Origin of the sequence: Neptuniibacter sp. UBA6509, assembly GCA_002435145.1 — a bacterium.
GTDB lineage: Bacteria > Pseudomonadota > Gammaproteobacteria > Pseudomonadales > Balneatricaceae > Neptuniibacter.
The window spans coordinates 34,829-49,679 of sequence record DJLT01000122.1 but is presented as its reverse complement, the minus strand read 5'-3'; the positions used below and the strand labels follow the sequence as shown (position 1 = coordinate 49,679).

Genomic DNA, 14,851 nt, shown 5'->3' with positions numbered 1-14,851 from the left:
GGGGTGCTGCCCTTTTTCGAGAAAGATGACATGAATAAGAAAGACTTTTTTGATGAAGATTATGACTATGAACCTGATGAACGCGGCTCCCCATTCAGGAAAACATTTAGGCATAGAAAGCATGATGAAGATTGGGATCAGGCCCAAGAAGAGAATAAGCGTAATAAAAGGAAGACTCGTTGGAGAGATATCGAAGAGCGATTAGCTAAGAAAAGTTTACGTGAAAATAGTGACTGGAGTTATGGGAACTACGACTTCTAAGGCGTTGATTTAGCAATAAGTATTTTCGATTAACAACGATAAAAAAACATCGTTTTACCTTAAATGATTCTGCATTAATACTTGCAGAAAATAGACATAGTTAAGGGGTTGGTGATGGAACTCGAAACTAAGTTTCATGATTGCTTTCGTACAGATAAGCGTTTTGAAGACAAAGTGCACTTTCCATATGGTTTCTTAAAAAGTGGAGAGTTTACGATTGAGCAGGCTGGTTTGCTTGATTTGAAAGGTAATGCTTACCAAGAACTTGCTACTGGTTTAAGAAAACCAAGAGGTGAGGCTGAAAGGGAGTTTGTCGCTTTTTGTTCTGGTAAGAAGCAAGCTGAGACTGTACATGAACGTCTGTGGCAGAGGTATCAGAGCAAAGTTACAGCTGCATCTAATACCGTAAGCTTTAACAAAAAGAGACTTAGTCAGTCCGTTTTGTCGGAGGAGGAAATGTAAAGTTCGTTCATGGAGTAATAAGTGCTTCATCAGAGAAACCAACAAGTGTTTTTCTGATATTGGCTGTACCTAATTGACTGTTTTAGGTGCAGCCTTTTTTTGAGCTAGTTTCAAAAGAAGGCTTTTTGATAGTATGTGAATCGATCAAGAGATCACGCTCATCTTTTGCTGAACTCATTACGGCAATTGACACTGTTAGTGAGGTATTGAGTAAAAAAGCTCCATCTAAGACTGCTCAGTTACAAAAAGAGAGAAGCAAAACAGCTCATTACCGAGAGCTGTACCATGAGTCGCTCAATCGTGAACTTATGTTGATTGAACGAATTGCTCAACTTGAGAAAGAGTTGAGACGATTTGATAACGTAATCCAGATAGCTAGGTAGCATATTTATGTGGTTGCAAAATGAGGTTAGTCTGCGTGCACGCGAGAGGGGCTTTCATTTAGTTACTGAGGAACTAGTATCTCTTGTCCCTGAAATATCGTCCGTCAAAATTGGCATTCTGAATATTTTACTGAAGCATACATCTGCATCTATCACTCTTAATGAGAATGCGGACCCATCAGTACGGGACGACTTTGATAGCTTTTTTAATAGGCTTGTTCCAGAAAATCAGCCTTACTACACGCATATTTATGAAGGTAGCGACGATTTACCCGCCCACATCAAGTCTAGTTTGCTTGGAAACAGCTTAAGTATTCCAATCACCGACGGAAGATTGAATCTCGGAACATGGCAGGGGGTTTACCTTTGCGAACATAGAAACCACGGAGGAAAGAGGACTCTAGTAGTTACGATTAACGGAGAATGATATGGACACTTTACAAGGTTAAAGGTCCACAAAAAGGAGAGGGTTATGGACATACGTAAAAAAGTAAAAAGCTTAATTGGTAAGGTTTTCAGGCGTCCACATGAAGAACAACTCATCCGTATAACGGATATGCCAGCACATATTAAATCAGCATTAACGGCGACGTCACTTTCAATCCCAATTTTTCAGGGACGTCTTTGTCTAGGAACTTGGCAAGGCGTGTTTTGTTGGGAGCATAGACACTCAGGCGGTAAGAGAAAATAGCGGTACATATAGGGCGGTAAGTTGAAAGCGAAAATAAAAAAAAGGCTGCAAATGCAGCCTTAAATTGTGAATCTAACCTATTGAATGCAATAACTAAAATGCATCATCGCCAGTGTCGATTGGCGTAATACTTTGTAACATTTTCAACAGATCTAGTAGAATAATCAGAATTGTATTGTAGTAAGAAACACCCATTACAAAACGCTTAGTTGTTTCTTCGCCTGTGGCATTAGGTGCGCGATCAATATCATTTTGAGGTAAGTTAATTACTTCATCAACGCTATCAACAACTAGACCTACAACCTCTTGCTCATTGTACTCAACAACAATAATACGCGTATCGTCGTCAGGTGCATGAGGAGTAAGCCCAAACATCTGACGGGTATCGATAACCGTAACTACATTGCCTCGGAGATTGATAATACCAAGGATAAAGTGATCAGAGCCCGGGACAGGTGTAATAGCACTGTAACGAAGAACTTCTTTTACTTGAACTACATCAACGCCATAAAGTTCATTATCAACTTTGAATGTAGCCCATTGATGATAAACCTCTTCTTCCTGGTTGCTTCTTCTGCCTTCAGAAGAATCTTGCTGATGTAAGGCTTGTTCAGCTTGTAAGCTTTTGAGGTGTTCCGCTGCTGCTTCTAGACCCATGGTGTTCTACCCATCCGAAATTACTACTGACTAAAGCGGATTTTTGAAACCTTAAAAAACCACTTTCTGTTTAATTCGAGTATCCCATAGCTTAGAGGCTATTGAAAAGCTTCGAAATACATTTTGTTAAAGCATAGACCAGCAAAGGAGCGGTTGAAACAGAATTATTTAAAAAAGAGTAATAAATTCAGCTGTATGAGTTAGCTTTTCTCTATTTATCAAAGGCAATTGTCTGGTTTAGGTAGACCAGCAATCTTTGCAACTAACTTGGCTGGGCTGCCAGGGAACAGCTTTAAGAGATAAATACTCTTTCCTTTATCTTTTCCTAGCTTATTTGCTACAGCCTTAACTAAAGGCCTCATCGCAGGAGATAGTTGAAAGGTTTGATAAAACTCGCGAATCACCATGATCACTTCCCAGTGAGAGTCATTTAGGCAGATGCCTTCTGATTGTGCTATTTCCTCTGCTACAGTTTCAGACCAATCAGACAGGTTTCGTAAGAACCCTTCTTCATCAAACTCTATCGACATGATTTAGTACCAACTAATAACTTTGTCATTTTCACAGCTACGTTGTACAAACGCATTGTCATTAATGACTTGTGCATAGCTAGCAAGCTTACCTGTAAGGCCACGAGCACTTACATCGGCTTCGAGTGCTAAGATTTCAATATCACTCGAAAGGTGCTGAAAAAGCCCTGAATGAGCTTCTAGAGCACTATACACGCCATCTTCAATGAGTAAGATCGTATCCTTGCCCGAAACAGCGCTTAACATATTCTCGTAAAGTGCAGTATGTTGTGAAGTTTTGTTGATCGTGTGTAAATTCATAATTAGAACGTCATAACAGAGTCGTGGTTTTGAATAAGTGAAGAGATCATGTCTCGGGAAACGACATTAACTGAAAGTGCTAGATCTTGTTCAGTCAGGCCGTTTGTTTTTAGATCATCTTCGGTTACAAAAATCTGCTCAATATCGTACATGGGCAGTGCGGTTAGCATAGCCTCATGCTTTTTCATATCCAGTAGCTCTGGAGATTGTCCCTTAATCAATTGAAAGAGACCATCACCGATAAAAAGCAGTGATACGGGCATATCAAAGATTGAGCAGGTAAGCGCAACATCGAGTGACTCACGCGCTTTACTGCTTCCGTAAGGTGCTGATTGATTGATAATTAGTATGCTTTTTTTATCGCTCATCTTTAATGCTGATACTTCAGCCTCCAAAAGTAACAACGCGATCAGAGATCGCTATCGCTTCAGCTAATTGACCCAGCCCTGACAGTTCAAAACCATCCGCTAGATTGGCAGCATCTTTTTCATAACGTTTAGCTTCGTTTTGATCTAGTACGCCCCGCTTAACAGCGGCAGCGATGCACACGACCAAATCAAGGGAATGCTCATTGGCGAGTTCAGTCCAGAGCTTGGGAAGATTAGCCTCATCTTGTGGTGGTGCGATTTGGCTATTTGCAACCATAACTCCATCACCATAATAAAAAACACGGTAGATCTCATGTCCTTGGCTTAAAAGACATTTAGCGTATCGGTATGCGGTGGAGGATGCTTGCTCACTAAAAGGGGAGGCATGTACAACCAAAGAAAATTTCATAGTAATAATCTAATGCAGGCCCTGCAGATTAAGAGGGCAGATTGATAACAATAAAGCACTATAAGCTAAAAAGCCCCGCTATCTTAGCAAAGATAGCGGGGCTTTTTTAGAAGCAAAACTATTTAGTCATCGTTTAAGAAGCCAACAAGGCTCAATAGATGAATAAATAGGTTGTAGATATTCAAGTACAAACTAACAGTCGCCATGATGTAGTTTGTGTATGTGCCGTTTACGATATTGCTTGTATCGTAAAGAATAAAACCACACATAAGTAAAACAATAAATGCAGAGAAGGCCAAATGAAGGGCGCCAAGCTGAATGCCGAACATAGGCAAAACTAACAGAGCAACCATAGCGATAAGGCCTACGATCATGCCAGCTGCTAGAAAACCGCCCATAAAGCTAAAGTCTTTCTTACTTGTTAATACATAAGCAGATAGACCGAAGAAAGTGAAAGCAGTCATGCCAAGCGCGGTCATGACAATTTCACCGCCATTCGTCATGCCTAGGTACTGATTAATAATAGGACCTAATCCAAGCCCCATAAGGCCCGTAAACAAAAATACTAAGGGCAGGGCAGCAGCACTGTTTTGCTTCTTGTTAAGAATGAAGATCATTATAAAACCAACAATCATACTGCCGAAAGCGACAATCATTGGTAGGTTTAGCATGACTGAAATACCAGCAGTGATAGCACTAACCACCATTGTCATTGCTAACAGCATATAAGTGTTTCGAATCACTTTGTTCGTTTCTAATACTGATTGTTCCGAACGAACATCATAAGTATTTACGTTACGCATGTTATCCTCGAGGAGATTCCCTGTTTTATATATCTCTATATATAAGCATTTTAGTTGGTTTTTCAAGGTATCTTTACATAGTTTTACTCTCAAGTAGAATCTGCGCCCTCTTAAATAGATGAAAATATCATGTGTGACTTAAATATACTTTTTGAAGATGACGACATTATTGCGCTTAATAAGCCATCTGGGATTCTTGTTCATCCTAGTTGGATTGCTCCGCGAGGCACTCCAAATCTAGCCTCTATGCTTAAAGAGTACTTTAATGGCGGTAGCCCATATACGATTCATCGTTTGGATCGTCCAACATCCGGCGTTATCTTATTTGGTAAAAATAAAGAAGTGGCGCAAAAGATGAATCTTATTTTTGCAGAGCGCCAGGTAGAGAAGACCTACCAATGCTTGGTTAGAGGTTACACGCCTGAAGCGGATGTGATTGATTATGCTCTGAAGGAGGAGTTAGATAAAATTGCAGACAAGCATGCGAGCAAAGACAAAGAGCCTCAAGAAGCGGTTTCTAGCTATCGTCGACTTGGAACTGTAGAGCTTGATATCCCCGTCGGCAGATATGAAAAGTCTCGATATTCACTGGTTGAAGTTAAGCCTAAAACCGGTAGAAAGCATCAGATACGGCGCCATATGAAACATATTTTCCATCCAATTGTTGGAGATACGAACCATGGCGATAACAAGCATAACAAATCATTCAGACAGAATTTTGAGCTTGAGCGGCTTATGCTAATGGCAACTAATATCCAGTTCGAACATCCAATGACCCAGGAGAAGATGGATATCACTGCACCTGTAGACCCTTATACGGAAAAGTTATTCCAAGAATTTGGCTGGCATGGGCTCTACCCCTCAGAAACCCTTTGATGACTCAATGATTCACTAATGCTTATTTTGTTGAGTCGTTAGCTAAAGTTATAGCTTTCAAAATTAGTTGGGTTTTATCATCTAAAATAGATGCATAAAGGAGATATATGTATGAAGCAGGTTCTGTTTTTTTTATTAATTGCTATCTCAGCCTCTATCTATGCAGATAATAATAGTACTCAACTGATTGAGTATTCAGGAGCCACTATAGAAGAACCTTATTGGTTCAAAGATCGCTTTCTGGATATTGCTGAAGATATCAATGAAGCAAAAGAGGAGGGCAAACACCTCTTAATCTATTTCCATCAAGCGGGCTGTCCCTACTGTTATAATCTCGTACAGCAAAGTTTTCTTGATCCTCAATTCAGTGAATTTATACAAAAGCACTTTGATGTAGTGGCACTCAATTTATGGGGTGATAGAGAAGTTACTCTGCTAAACGGTGAACTAATCTCGGAGAAGCAGTTAGCTATACAATGGAATGTTCAGTTTACGCCGACGCTATTTTTTTATAGAAGTGGAGATGAAAAGCCACTGCGCATTAATGGATATCGCAGTAAAGAGGATTTAGCAAAGATCTTCGATTATGTAATCACAGGCTCTCAGAAACATTCGCTAGCACAGTCTCTCATAAATAATAGCGCCAAAGATAAACTTTATCCGTCTAACGATTTTAAGCAGATAGATATTTTAGCCAGTGATGATCAGCAAAAGCCTGTAGCTGTATTATTTGAATACCCTGGATGCTTAGACTGCGAACAGTTACATAAACAGGTTCTGTCACGTAAGGATACACATCAATTACTTTCAGCGTATCAAACCCTGAGGGCTGATCTTTCCAGTGAACATCTAATAACTGTAGATAATGATACTCAATTAACCGCGCAGCAGTGGGCAGACAAACTTGGTTTAACGTATTTTCCTAGTGTGATTCTATATGACGAAAACCTCAAAGAGAGGTTTAGAATCGACGGCTATGTTCAACGTTTCCATTTTCACGCATCACTTGAATATGTCAGCGATAAAATTTATCAACGATTACCCGAGTTTCAGCGCTATATCAATGAACGAGCGGATAGACTCAGGCAAGCGGGAAAAAATGTTAAAATCACCGAATAACGGTGCCTTGAAAGCTATTTTTTTAAGTGGAGCTGTGCTCTAATCCTTATAAGTAATACACCTATTATAACTGGATAAAACGGTAGCCCCCTTAGATGAGCACAGAGCAAAACATGGCGGAACTGCTTAAGCAGAAAAGTGGTAACGTACGCATCGGTATTATTGGTGCAATGGACGAAGAAGTAGAGCTACTAAAAGCATCCCTTGATAATAGAGAAGATCATCAGGTCTCTGGATATCATCTATATACCGGAAAACTCCACGGTAAAGATATTGTTCTTCTGAAATCAGGTATTGGTAAAGTGAATGCAGCAATTGGGACAACCATTTTGCTGCAAATGTTTAAGCCCGATTTTATTATAAACACTGGCTCTGCTGGCGGCTTTGATCCAGACCTTGAGGTCGGTGATATTGTGATCTCTTCTGAAGTTCGCCACCATGATGTTGACCTGACAGTTTTTGGTTACGAATATGGTCAGGTCCCTCAGCAGCCAGCAGCTTTCAAGCCAGATGAAACGCTAGCAGCAATTGCTGAGCGCTGTATCGCTCGCATGGAAGGAATGAAAACAGTACGCGGCTTAATCGCTACGGGCGATCAATTTATGAATGATCCCGTACGTGTTGAGCGTAAGCGTGAACTTTTCCCACAGATGAAAGCTGTTGAGATGGAAGCGGCAGCCATTGCGCAAACCTGCTATCAGTTCTCTACGCCGTTTATCATCATTCGCGCACTTTCAGACATCGCAGGCAAAGAGTCTGGCGTTAGTTTTGATCAATTTTTAGTCACTGCAGCTAAGCATTCTGCCGAGATGATTATCGCAATGATCGATGAGTTATCTGTTAACTGATCCAAAAGATTATTGATGAGTTAGCTAACAGCTGATACAAATAGGGCCTTTATAACTTTACGCTTTAATAAGCATGAATAAGGGCCTTACAATGACTACCTCTTTTCACCCTCCTGTACGTACATTAATGGGACCTGGCCCATCTGATGTTAGCCCTCGAGTTTTAGCCGCTATGGCTCGCCCAACCATCGGGCACCTTGATCCTGAATTTATCCGAATGATGGATGAAGTGAAGGAGATGCTAAAAAACCTTTTCAAAACAAAGAATGAGCTAACCATGCCGATCTCTGCACCTGGATCTGCAGGTATGGAAGCTTGTTTTGTAAACCTTATTGAGCCCGGTGACAAAGTCATTGTATGCCAGAACGGTGTTTTTGGCGGCCGCATGAAGGAAAACGTGGTACGTTTTGGTGGCGAATGCATTCTTGTTGAAGATGAGTGGGGCACAGCGGTTAGTATCGAAAAAGTAAAAGCTGCGTTTGCTGCAAACGCTGATGTTAAAGCATTGGCTTTTGTTCATGCTGAAACATCGACTGGCGTTTGTTCCGATGCTAAAGTTTTATGTGAACTTGCTCAGGCTAATGGCGCACTCACCATTGTTGATGCTGTTACATCTTTAGGTGGTGTTAATGTTGATGTTGACGGCTGGGGCATTGATGCTATCTATTCTGGCACACAGAAATGCTTGTCTTGTCCTCCAGGTATCTCCCCTGTTAGCTTCAGTGCTAAGGCGGTTGAAGCGGTTCAGAACCGTACAACACCGGTACCAAGCTGGTTTTTAGACACTAACCTAGTTATGGGTTACTGGGGTGGCGGCGGTAAGCGCGCATATCATCACACAGCTCCGGTTAACTCACTGTATGCGCTGCATGAAGCATTAGTGATGCTAGAGGAAGAGGGACTTGATAACGCATATACGCGCCATCAGAAGCATCACCTAGCACTACGTGCTGGACTTGAAGCGATGGGTATTGGTTTCTTAGTAGATGAAGATAGCCGCCTGCCACAGCTAAACTCAGTGCTAATCCCAGAGGGCGTAGATGATGCAGCTGTACGTACTGCATTACTGCAAAACTACAATCTTGAGATTGGTGCTGGCCTTGGGGCTTTGGCGGGCAAAGTATGGCGCATCGGTCTAATGGGTACTGCATCAACACAGCGCAATGTAATGCTTTGCTTAGACGCACTTGAAAACACGCTTGCAGGAATGGATGCGCCGATTAAGGTCGGTGTGGCAGCACAAGCAGCAGCGGCTGTCTTTGCTAAATAAGTGTACAGCGTATGAGATCTGTTAGCGCAGAGATGCGCTAACATTGAGGAAAGGCTCTCTAAATACTGTATGGGTTATATTTTTGATCCTGTATTTAGAGGGCTTTTTTTGGTTTAAGATAGGTCTTTAACGTTATGATATAAAAAAATTAATTATATTCTATTACCGTTTGGATGGCTTTGATCGATTCTGCACTATCCCACTCACGCCCGCCTAAAACCTTTTCTACCATCTCTCCATTTCTATCAAAAATAAGCGTCATCGGTAAACCGCGTATACCAAATTGCTGATAAGACTGGCCTTGTTCATCTAAAAGAATAGGGAAGGTAAGTTCAGTCTCAAGCTCAAAAAGAAAACTTGAAACTGAAGTCGGGTCATCACCCGTATTGATAGCAATAATTTCAAAAGGCTGACCCTCAAAATGATCCCTTAATCTTTGCATTGACGGCATCTCCTTAATGCATGGTGGACACCAAGTAGCCCAAAAATTAAGAAGAATCACCTTGTCTTTATATTGAGCCAAGCTAACTTGCTCGTTATCAGGGTTGGGGAGCTTTATCTTATACAGATCATTATCCAGCCCTGCGTGAGCGGAAAAAGCGATAAAGAATAAGAAAGACAGGCTAAGTTTTTTAAAGAAATTCATTACAAGGCTCATTTGATTGGGCGTTAATCATAGCAAACTCATAGCCAAGATCTTACCGCGTAGTGTAGATTGTTTTCATAATTGTATATGAGCATAGATGTCATCATCAGTTCAATTGGAATGGGGCAGAATTCAATTGAAGGCTCAAATAACGTGTTGTTGAATCAATTTCACAAGAGATGGAGTGAATATGAACGTTGCATTTATTGGTTTAGGTGTCATGGGTTATGCAATGGCAGGACATCTATCTAAGGGGGGTCATCAGGTCAATGTTTACAATCGAACAACAGCCAAGGCGGAAAGCTGGGTAGATGAATATGAAGGCCAATTCAGCTTAACCCCTGCAGAAGCAGCTAAAGGCGCTGATATTGTTTTCGTTTGTGTCGGTAACGACCAAGACTTGAATCAAGTGGTCTGTGAGGCTAATGGGGTTCTTGAGGGGATGGTTGCGGGTTCAGTGCTTGTCGATCACACAACCGCTTCAGCAGATATAGCGCGTCATATCGCAGCTAAAGCAGCCGAACTAGAGATTGGATTTCTTGATGCGCCGGTATCTGGTGGACAAGCGGGTGCGGAAAATGGTGTTCTTAGTGTCATGGTCGGCGGAGACGATGCCTCATTTAGCAAAGTATCCCCGGTGATGGACTGTTATTCAAAGTCAATTTCTCTGCTTGGGCCAGTGGGCTCGGGTCAGCTAGCTAAAATGGTTAATCAGATATGTATTGGTGGTTTACTGCAGTCCCTTTCTGAAGCTGTTCATTTTGCAAAATGCTCAGGCCTAGATGCTGAGCAGGTCTTTGATGTGATTCAGCATGGCGCTGCAGGTTCATGGCAGATGGTTAATCGTCACCAAACCATGATCGAAGGCCAGTATGATTTTGGTTTTGCAGTTGATTGGATGCGCAAAGATTTTAGTATTGTGCTTGATGAGGCAAGAAAAAATGGAGCTCGTTTACCAGTAACGGCCATGGTTGATCAGTTTTATGCCGACGTACAAGCCATGGGGGGAGGCCGTATGGACACTTCAAGTTTATTGAAACGTCTAGAGAATGACAAATAGCCACTTATTTTAAGGGGTTTTTATGTGCCATATGCTGATAGACATCAATGAAACAGGCTATATAATGTCGCGAAATATTCAAAATACTATTACTACAGAATATCGAGGACAGTTCTATGGATAAATATAGCTTAATCTCAGTTGCACCAAGCCTAGCTATCGTTGCTGCAATGATTGTTGGCACAGTAGTGGGCATTGTTGTTCTTAAAAAAGTAATTGCTAAGGACGCTGCTGCAGCGAACCAATAAGCAATTATTTAATCGGGCATTCTGTATTTAAGTGCAAGATGCCCGGTGAATTCCCTTCATGCTCCTTCGAACCAATCTAGCAATCTACCAGCCGATCGGCATCACAAACCCCCTATCTATTTCGTGCAATGTTTCTCCGTTCAGTCGAGCGATTAAAGCAGGGTGCGACATTGAAGTAATATGCAGCTGTAATTCACTTAAGCTAAATATTTTGCCTTTTTTAATGGCCAGCCAGCTTGGTTTTGAGAGTACTTGATAAGCATATTGCCCACCTAATGCCATCATTTCATTTTCATAAAGCCACCAGCCCTGATTATGATTAGGGTTAATGTCTGCATGCATACCTATTACGGGGCGTTCTTTTTTAAAATGATAAAATAGATAACCTTGCAGTAGCATCATGAAACGAGTGGGGCAAAGCCCTAACTCAGCACATAGGCTTTGTCCTGCGGGTTCTTGTGAAAGAGTGAGTTGCTTCGTGAGCATTTTTTGATATTTTATATCAAGCCTGTCACGCTTATTGGGGCCAACAAAATCTGAAAGTTTCGTCCCTTCACCTGTACAAATATAGAATTTAACTGCACATTCTAAATGGAAATCATATTCGCCATTATGGCCGTTGGCGGTTCCAAGAAAATCAAACTCGCCTAGGGTAACGCCGTTAGTATTTACCTGTATATTTCTTTTTAAATTATGTAGATAGGGTGAACTATTAATAATCGTATTAACCATATCTTCATAATAAATACCTAGTCTTGGATTTAAGCGAAGGGGTTTATAAGTGTTCTGTAGAATGTCAGGGTCAATCTCTTCATACAGCTTATTAAGCCATTCAGTAGCTGAGTCTGTGCAAGGGGATTTATCATTCATTAGGGGCTGGGCGTTTAAAATCCAAAAAAGGTCGTCATTCATATTAAATATCTAGTTACAGGCAGCCATTAAATGCTTAAAGTAGAGTTAAAATCGGATAATGATTTAAGAGAGTAGTGATGACGCGTACAGATAACAACAATAGACCACTAAGTGAGCAGAACCGTGAGGTAATGCTATCCGAATCTGATATTAATACAATTTTAGTAAATGGCGCCCAGATATCATTAACTAAGCTTAGGCGCGCAAAAAGCACCGATGCACAGCTATGTTACTACGCTGAAATTGGTGTTTATTTGGAGGTTTCACTCTCCCGAGGCGCAGGCATCACTGAAGGCACGCTTGAGGCTTTGGAAGAGATACATCGTGTAGCAACCCATGAATATATGGAAACACGTAAACTAGAAACCGTGGCTGACAAGTAGACGTGACGACAGAAATATCAGAAGTCTTTGATTCAAAGGCTTTTTTAAAGCAGCTGACAACGCGCCCTGGCGTATATCAGATGTATGATCAAGATGAAAAGCTGCTCTACATTGGTAAGGCTAAAAGCCTTAAAAATCGGGTCAGTAGCTATTTTCGTACAACGGGGCTGCATATAAAGACAGCGGCTCTTGTGGCCAAAATTGCAGACATCCAAGTCACTGTTACTAATAGCGAAACAGAAGCGCTGCTTTTAGAGCAGAATTTGATCAAGCAATATCGTCCTCCTTATAATATTTTATTACGTGACGATAAATCTTACCCATTCATTTTTATATCAGATAAGGATGACTATCCTGCTGTACGCTTTAGTCGTGGAGCTAAACGTAAGAAAGGACGTTATTTTGGGCCATTCCCAAGCGGTGGTGCTGTACGTGACAGCTTAAACCTCCTTCAGAAGATCTTTCGTATTCGCCAGTGTGATGAAAGTTTCTTTAAGAATAGATCTAGGCCTTGCCTTCAATATCAGATTAAACGATGTACCGCTCCGTGTGTTGAGAATATCTCCGTAGAGAATTATCAGGATGATATTCGTCATGCCGCTATGTTTCTGGAAGGTAAAAACAGCGCTGTTATGGATGAAGTAGCAGGCCGTATGGAGCAGGCGTCTACTGAATTAAATTTTGAACAAGCAGCCGAGTACCGTGATCAATTAATTAGCCTGCAAAAGGTACAGGAGCAGCAGTGCGTTACTGGCTTGCAGGGTGATGCCGATGTTGTTGCTTGCGCCATCAAGCCTGGTGGGGTTTGTATCTATATGCTCTTTGTACGTGGTGGCCGTGTAATAGGCAGTAAATCCTACCATCCGAAGGTATCTGTTGAGCAAAGCGAATCTGAGATCCTCTCTTCGTTTATCCCGCAATGGTATTTAACAGGCGTAAGGGACATTCCTGCCTATGTTATATCAAGCCAAGAAATTTCAGACAGAGAGTGCATAGAAGCCGCACTGGAAACTGAAAGAAATAAAAAAGTCACTCTCACTCATCAAGTACGCGGTGAGCGAGCAGGGTGGCAGAAGCTCGCTTACACCAATGCAGAACAGCAATTAAACAGCTTCCTCGCTAATAAGAAGAACACGTATAACCGCTACCTTGAGTTGCAAGAGTTATTGGGACTGGAAGAGCTTCCGAAACGACTTGAGTGCTTTGATATCAGTCATAGCTCAGGGGAGGCGACCGTTGCTTCATGTGTGGTGTTTGATATTAACGGCCCCCTTAAAAGTGATTATCGGCACTTTAATATTGAAAATATCACGCCCGGTGACGATTATGCAGCTATGCATCAGGCTTTGCATAGGCGCTATACGCGACTTAAAAAGGGAGAGGGTAAACTTCCTGATGTATTAGTGATTGATGGCGGTAAAGGTCAGGTTACACAAGCGATGGAAGTTCTTGATGAACTCTCTATTAATGAAGTATTAGTGATAGGTATAGCAAAAGGGCCCACACGCAAGGCTGGATTCGAAGTGTTAGTGTCAGGAGATACTAACGAAGAAACTGTTTTAGAGAGCGACTCCTCAGCACTGCACTTAATGCAGCATATACGGGATGAAGCTCACCGATTTGCAATCACAGGGCATAGAGCAAGAAGAGGAAAAGCACGGAAGAAATCGGTTTTAGAGGATATCCCTGGAGTAGGACCGAAAAGAAGGCGGGAAATACTACGTCATTTTGGCGGAATACAGGAAGTTGAGCGTGCGAGTATTGAAGAAATCGCAAAAGTCTCTACCATAAGCCAGACAATAGCTGAGGAGATTTACTCAGCACTTCATCCAGATGTATAAGATTAGATGAAAATACCCAATATACTGACAAGTTTACGCATACTCTTTATCCCCATCTTCGTATTGGTATATTACCTCCCGTATGAATGGGCGCCGCTTGCGACAGGCATTATTTTTGCTGTGGCAGGCTTCACTGACTGGCTGGATGGATATCTAGCGCGCAAGCTTGATCAAACGTCACCCTTTGGTGCATTTTTGGATCCAGTAGCCGATAAGTTAATGGTCGTTATCTCGCTGGCTTTGTTGGTGGAGGGCTACGCAAGCTTATGGGTTACCATTCCTGCGGTTGTTATTATCGGAAGAGAGATTGTAATTTCTGCCTTGAGAGAGTGGATGGCAGAGATTGGCAAGCGTGCAAACGTCGCAGTATCTAATATCGGCAAGCTAAAAACCGCACTTCAGATGCTTGCGATTATGCTTATGATCGTTGTAGAACCTTATACAGATATATCCTATGTGGGAATTGCTGTTTTATATGCCGCGGCAATTCTTACATTATGGTCTATGTATCAGTACCTTAGAGCTGCATGGCCATCCTTATCTGAAGAGATGTAAGTGGTTAATAATTAAGCAGAATTTTTTTATCATTACAGTGTTGACTTATAAGAGAGGGTCTCTATAATACGCACCACTTGTTACAGCAGAGCGGGAATAGCTCAGTGGTAGAGCACAACCTTGCCAAGGTTGGGGTCGCGAGTTCGAACCTCGTTTCCCGCTCCAAACTGCAAACAGGTATATGAGGCGCGGTGGCAGAGTGGTCATGCAGCGGACTGCAACTCCGTGT

Annotated in this window: 22 protein-coding genes and 1 tRNA gene; 15 read left to right on the top strand and 8 right to left on the bottom strand. The window is 41.7% G+C overall.

The features are described 5' to 3' along the window. Nucleotides 1–30 precede the first annotated feature (30 nt). From B4K11_RS16575 to B4K11_RS16555, 5 genes are all read left to right on the top strand, one after another. Nucleotides 31–261, top strand: coding sequence for a hypothetical protein (locus tag B4K11_RS16575; RefSeq protein WP_292950305.1), 231 nt, complete (start codon nt 31–33; stop codon nt 259–261). A 114-nt stretch (nt 262–375) separates the two neighbouring features. Then, the gene (gene maoP / locus B4K11_RS16570; protein ID WP_292950304.1) at nt 376–723 is read left to right on the top strand and encodes a DUF413 domain-containing protein; all 348 of its coding nucleotides are present in this window, start codon (nt 376–378) and stop codon (nt 721–723) included. A gap of 125 nt (nt 724–848) precedes the next feature. Then, a complete protein-coding gene (locus tag B4K11_RS16565; RefSeq protein ID WP_292950303.1) occupies nt 849–1,106 on the top strand; it encodes a hypothetical protein in 258 nt (85 codons plus the stop codon). Between the two features lie 7 nt (nt 1,107–1,113). Then, nucleotides 1,114–1,533 (top strand): secondary thiamine-phosphate synthase enzyme YjbQ, encoded by a 420-nt coding sequence (locus B4K11_RS16560; protein ID WP_292950302.1) that lies wholly within the window; start codon nt 1,114–1,116, stop codon nt 1,531–1,533. A 45-nt stretch (nt 1,534–1,578) separates the two neighbouring features. After that, complete coding sequence (locus B4K11_RS16555; RefSeq protein ID WP_292950301.1) at nt 1,579–1,797, top strand: YjbQ family protein; 219 nt, start codon at nt 1,579–1,581, stop codon at nt 1,795–1,797. Between the two features lie 93 nt (nt 1,798–1,890). Here the strand turns inward: B4K11_RS16555 and B4K11_RS16550 are convergent, their stop codons facing one another. The 6 genes from B4K11_RS16550 to B4K11_RS16525 form a co-directional block, all read right to left on the bottom strand. Beyond that, on the bottom strand, nt 1,891–2,454 hold the full coding sequence (locus B4K11_RS16550) for a chemotaxis protein CheW (protein WP_292950300.1): 564 nt from the start codon (nt 2,452–2,454) through the stop codon (nt 1,891–1,893). A gap of 218 nt (nt 2,455–2,672) precedes the next feature. Beyond that, nucleotides 2,673–2,984: a TusE/DsrC/DsvC family sulfur relay protein gene (locus B4K11_RS16545; RefSeq protein WP_292950299.1), complete on the bottom strand. Its 312-nt coding sequence runs from the start codon at nt 2,982–2,984 to the stop codon at nt 2,673–2,675. A 3-nt stretch (nt 2,985–2,987) separates the two neighbouring features. Beyond that, on the bottom strand, nt 2,988–3,284 hold the full coding sequence (gene tusB, locus B4K11_RS16540; RefSeq protein ID WP_292950298.1) for a sulfurtransferase complex subunit TusB: 297 nt from the start codon (nt 3,282–3,284) through the stop codon (nt 2,988–2,990). 2 nt (nt 3,285–3,286) lie between these two features. Continuing rightward, on the bottom strand, nt 3,287–3,652 hold the full coding sequence (gene tusC / locus B4K11_RS16535; protein WP_292950297.1) for a sulfurtransferase complex subunit TusC: 366 nt from the start codon (nt 3,650–3,652) through the stop codon (nt 3,287–3,289). A gap of 16 nt (nt 3,653–3,668) precedes the next feature. Beyond that, nucleotides 3,669–4,061, bottom strand: coding sequence for a sulfurtransferase complex subunit TusD (gene tusD, locus B4K11_RS16530; protein WP_292950296.1), 393 nt, complete (start codon nt 4,059–4,061; stop codon nt 3,669–3,671). A gap of 122 nt (nt 4,062–4,183) precedes the next feature. Continuing rightward, complete coding sequence (locus tag B4K11_RS16525; protein ID WP_292950295.1) at nt 4,184–4,864, bottom strand: Bax inhibitor-1/YccA family protein; 681 nt, start codon at nt 4,862–4,864, stop codon at nt 4,184–4,186. Between the two features lie 129 nt (nt 4,865–4,993). On the opposite strand from B4K11_RS16525, the gene B4K11_RS16520 reads away from it, so the two are divergent. The 4 genes from B4K11_RS16520 (at nt 4,994) to B4K11_RS16505 (ending at nt 8,977) form a co-directional block, all read left to right on the top strand. Next, nucleotides 4,994–5,740: a pseudouridine synthase gene (locus tag B4K11_RS16520; protein WP_292950294.1), complete on the top strand. Its 747-nt coding sequence runs from the start codon at nt 4,994–4,996 to the stop codon at nt 5,738–5,740. A 111-nt stretch (nt 5,741–5,851) separates the two neighbouring features. Continuing rightward, entirely contained in the window at nt 5,852–6,859 is a 1,008-nt protein-coding gene (locus B4K11_RS16515) for a thioredoxin family protein (RefSeq protein ID WP_292950293.1), read from the top strand. Between the two features lie 95 nt (nt 6,860–6,954). Continuing rightward, nucleotides 6,955–7,707, top strand: coding sequence for a 5'-methylthioadenosine/S-adenosylhomocysteine nucleosidase (mtnN, locus tag B4K11_RS16510; protein ID WP_292950292.1), 753 nt, complete (start codon nt 6,955–6,957; stop codon nt 7,705–7,707). A 91-nt stretch (nt 7,708–7,798) separates the two neighbouring features. Beyond that, the gene (locus B4K11_RS16505; protein ID WP_292950291.1) at nt 7,799–8,977 is read left to right on the top strand and encodes a pyridoxal-phosphate-dependent aminotransferase family protein; all 1,179 of its coding nucleotides are present in this window, start codon (nt 7,799–7,801) and stop codon (nt 8,975–8,977) included. Between the two features lie 148 nt (nt 8,978–9,125). On the opposite strand, the gene B4K11_RS16500 is transcribed toward B4K11_RS16505, so the two are convergent. Beyond that, complete coding sequence (locus tag B4K11_RS16500) at nt 9,126–9,623, bottom strand: TlpA family protein disulfide reductase (protein ID WP_292950290.1); 498 nt, start codon at nt 9,621–9,623, stop codon at nt 9,126–9,128. Between the two features lie 190 nt (nt 9,624–9,813). Between B4K11_RS16500 and B4K11_RS16495 the strand changes: the two genes are divergently transcribed. Next, a complete protein-coding gene (locus tag B4K11_RS16495) occupies nt 9,814–10,683 on the top strand; it encodes an NAD(P)-dependent oxidoreductase (RefSeq protein WP_292950289.1) in 870 nt (289 codons plus the stop codon). A gap of 116 nt (nt 10,684–10,799) precedes the next feature. Further along, the gene (locus B4K11_RS16490) at nt 10,800–10,931 is read left to right on the top strand and encodes a hypothetical protein (RefSeq protein ID WP_292950288.1); all 132 of its coding nucleotides are present in this window, start codon (nt 10,800–10,802) and stop codon (nt 10,929–10,931) included. 84 nt (nt 10,932–11,015) lie between these two features. On the opposite strand, the gene B4K11_RS16485 is transcribed toward B4K11_RS16490, so the two are convergent. Beyond that, entirely contained in the window at nt 11,016–11,843 is an 828-nt protein-coding gene (locus B4K11_RS16485) for a DUF1853 family protein (protein ID WP_292950287.1), read from the bottom strand. A 77-nt stretch (nt 11,844–11,920) separates the two neighbouring features. Between B4K11_RS16485 and B4K11_RS16480 the strand changes: the two genes are divergently transcribed. From B4K11_RS16480 to B4K11_RS16465, 4 genes are all read left to right on the top strand, one after another. Then, a complete protein-coding gene (locus B4K11_RS16480; RefSeq protein WP_292950286.1) occupies nt 11,921–12,226 on the top strand; it encodes an excinuclease ABC subunit C in 306 nt (101 codons plus the stop codon). A gap of 2 nt (nt 12,227–12,228) precedes the next feature. After that, nucleotides 12,229–14,067: an excinuclease ABC subunit UvrC gene (uvrC, locus tag B4K11_RS16475; protein WP_292950285.1), complete on the top strand. Its 1,839-nt coding sequence runs from the start codon at nt 12,229–12,231 to the stop codon at nt 14,065–14,067. A gap of 6 nt (nt 14,068–14,073) precedes the next feature. Beyond that, nucleotides 14,074–14,622: a CDP-diacylglycerol--glycerol-3-phosphate 3-phosphatidyltransferase gene (gene pgsA, locus B4K11_RS16470; RefSeq protein WP_292950284.1), complete on the top strand. Its 549-nt coding sequence runs from the start codon at nt 14,074–14,076 to the stop codon at nt 14,620–14,622. A 90-nt stretch (nt 14,623–14,712) separates the two neighbouring features. Beyond that, a tRNA-Gly gene (locus B4K11_RS16465) sits at nt 14,713–14,787 on the top strand. Nucleotides 14,788–14,851: the final 64 nt, after the last annotated feature.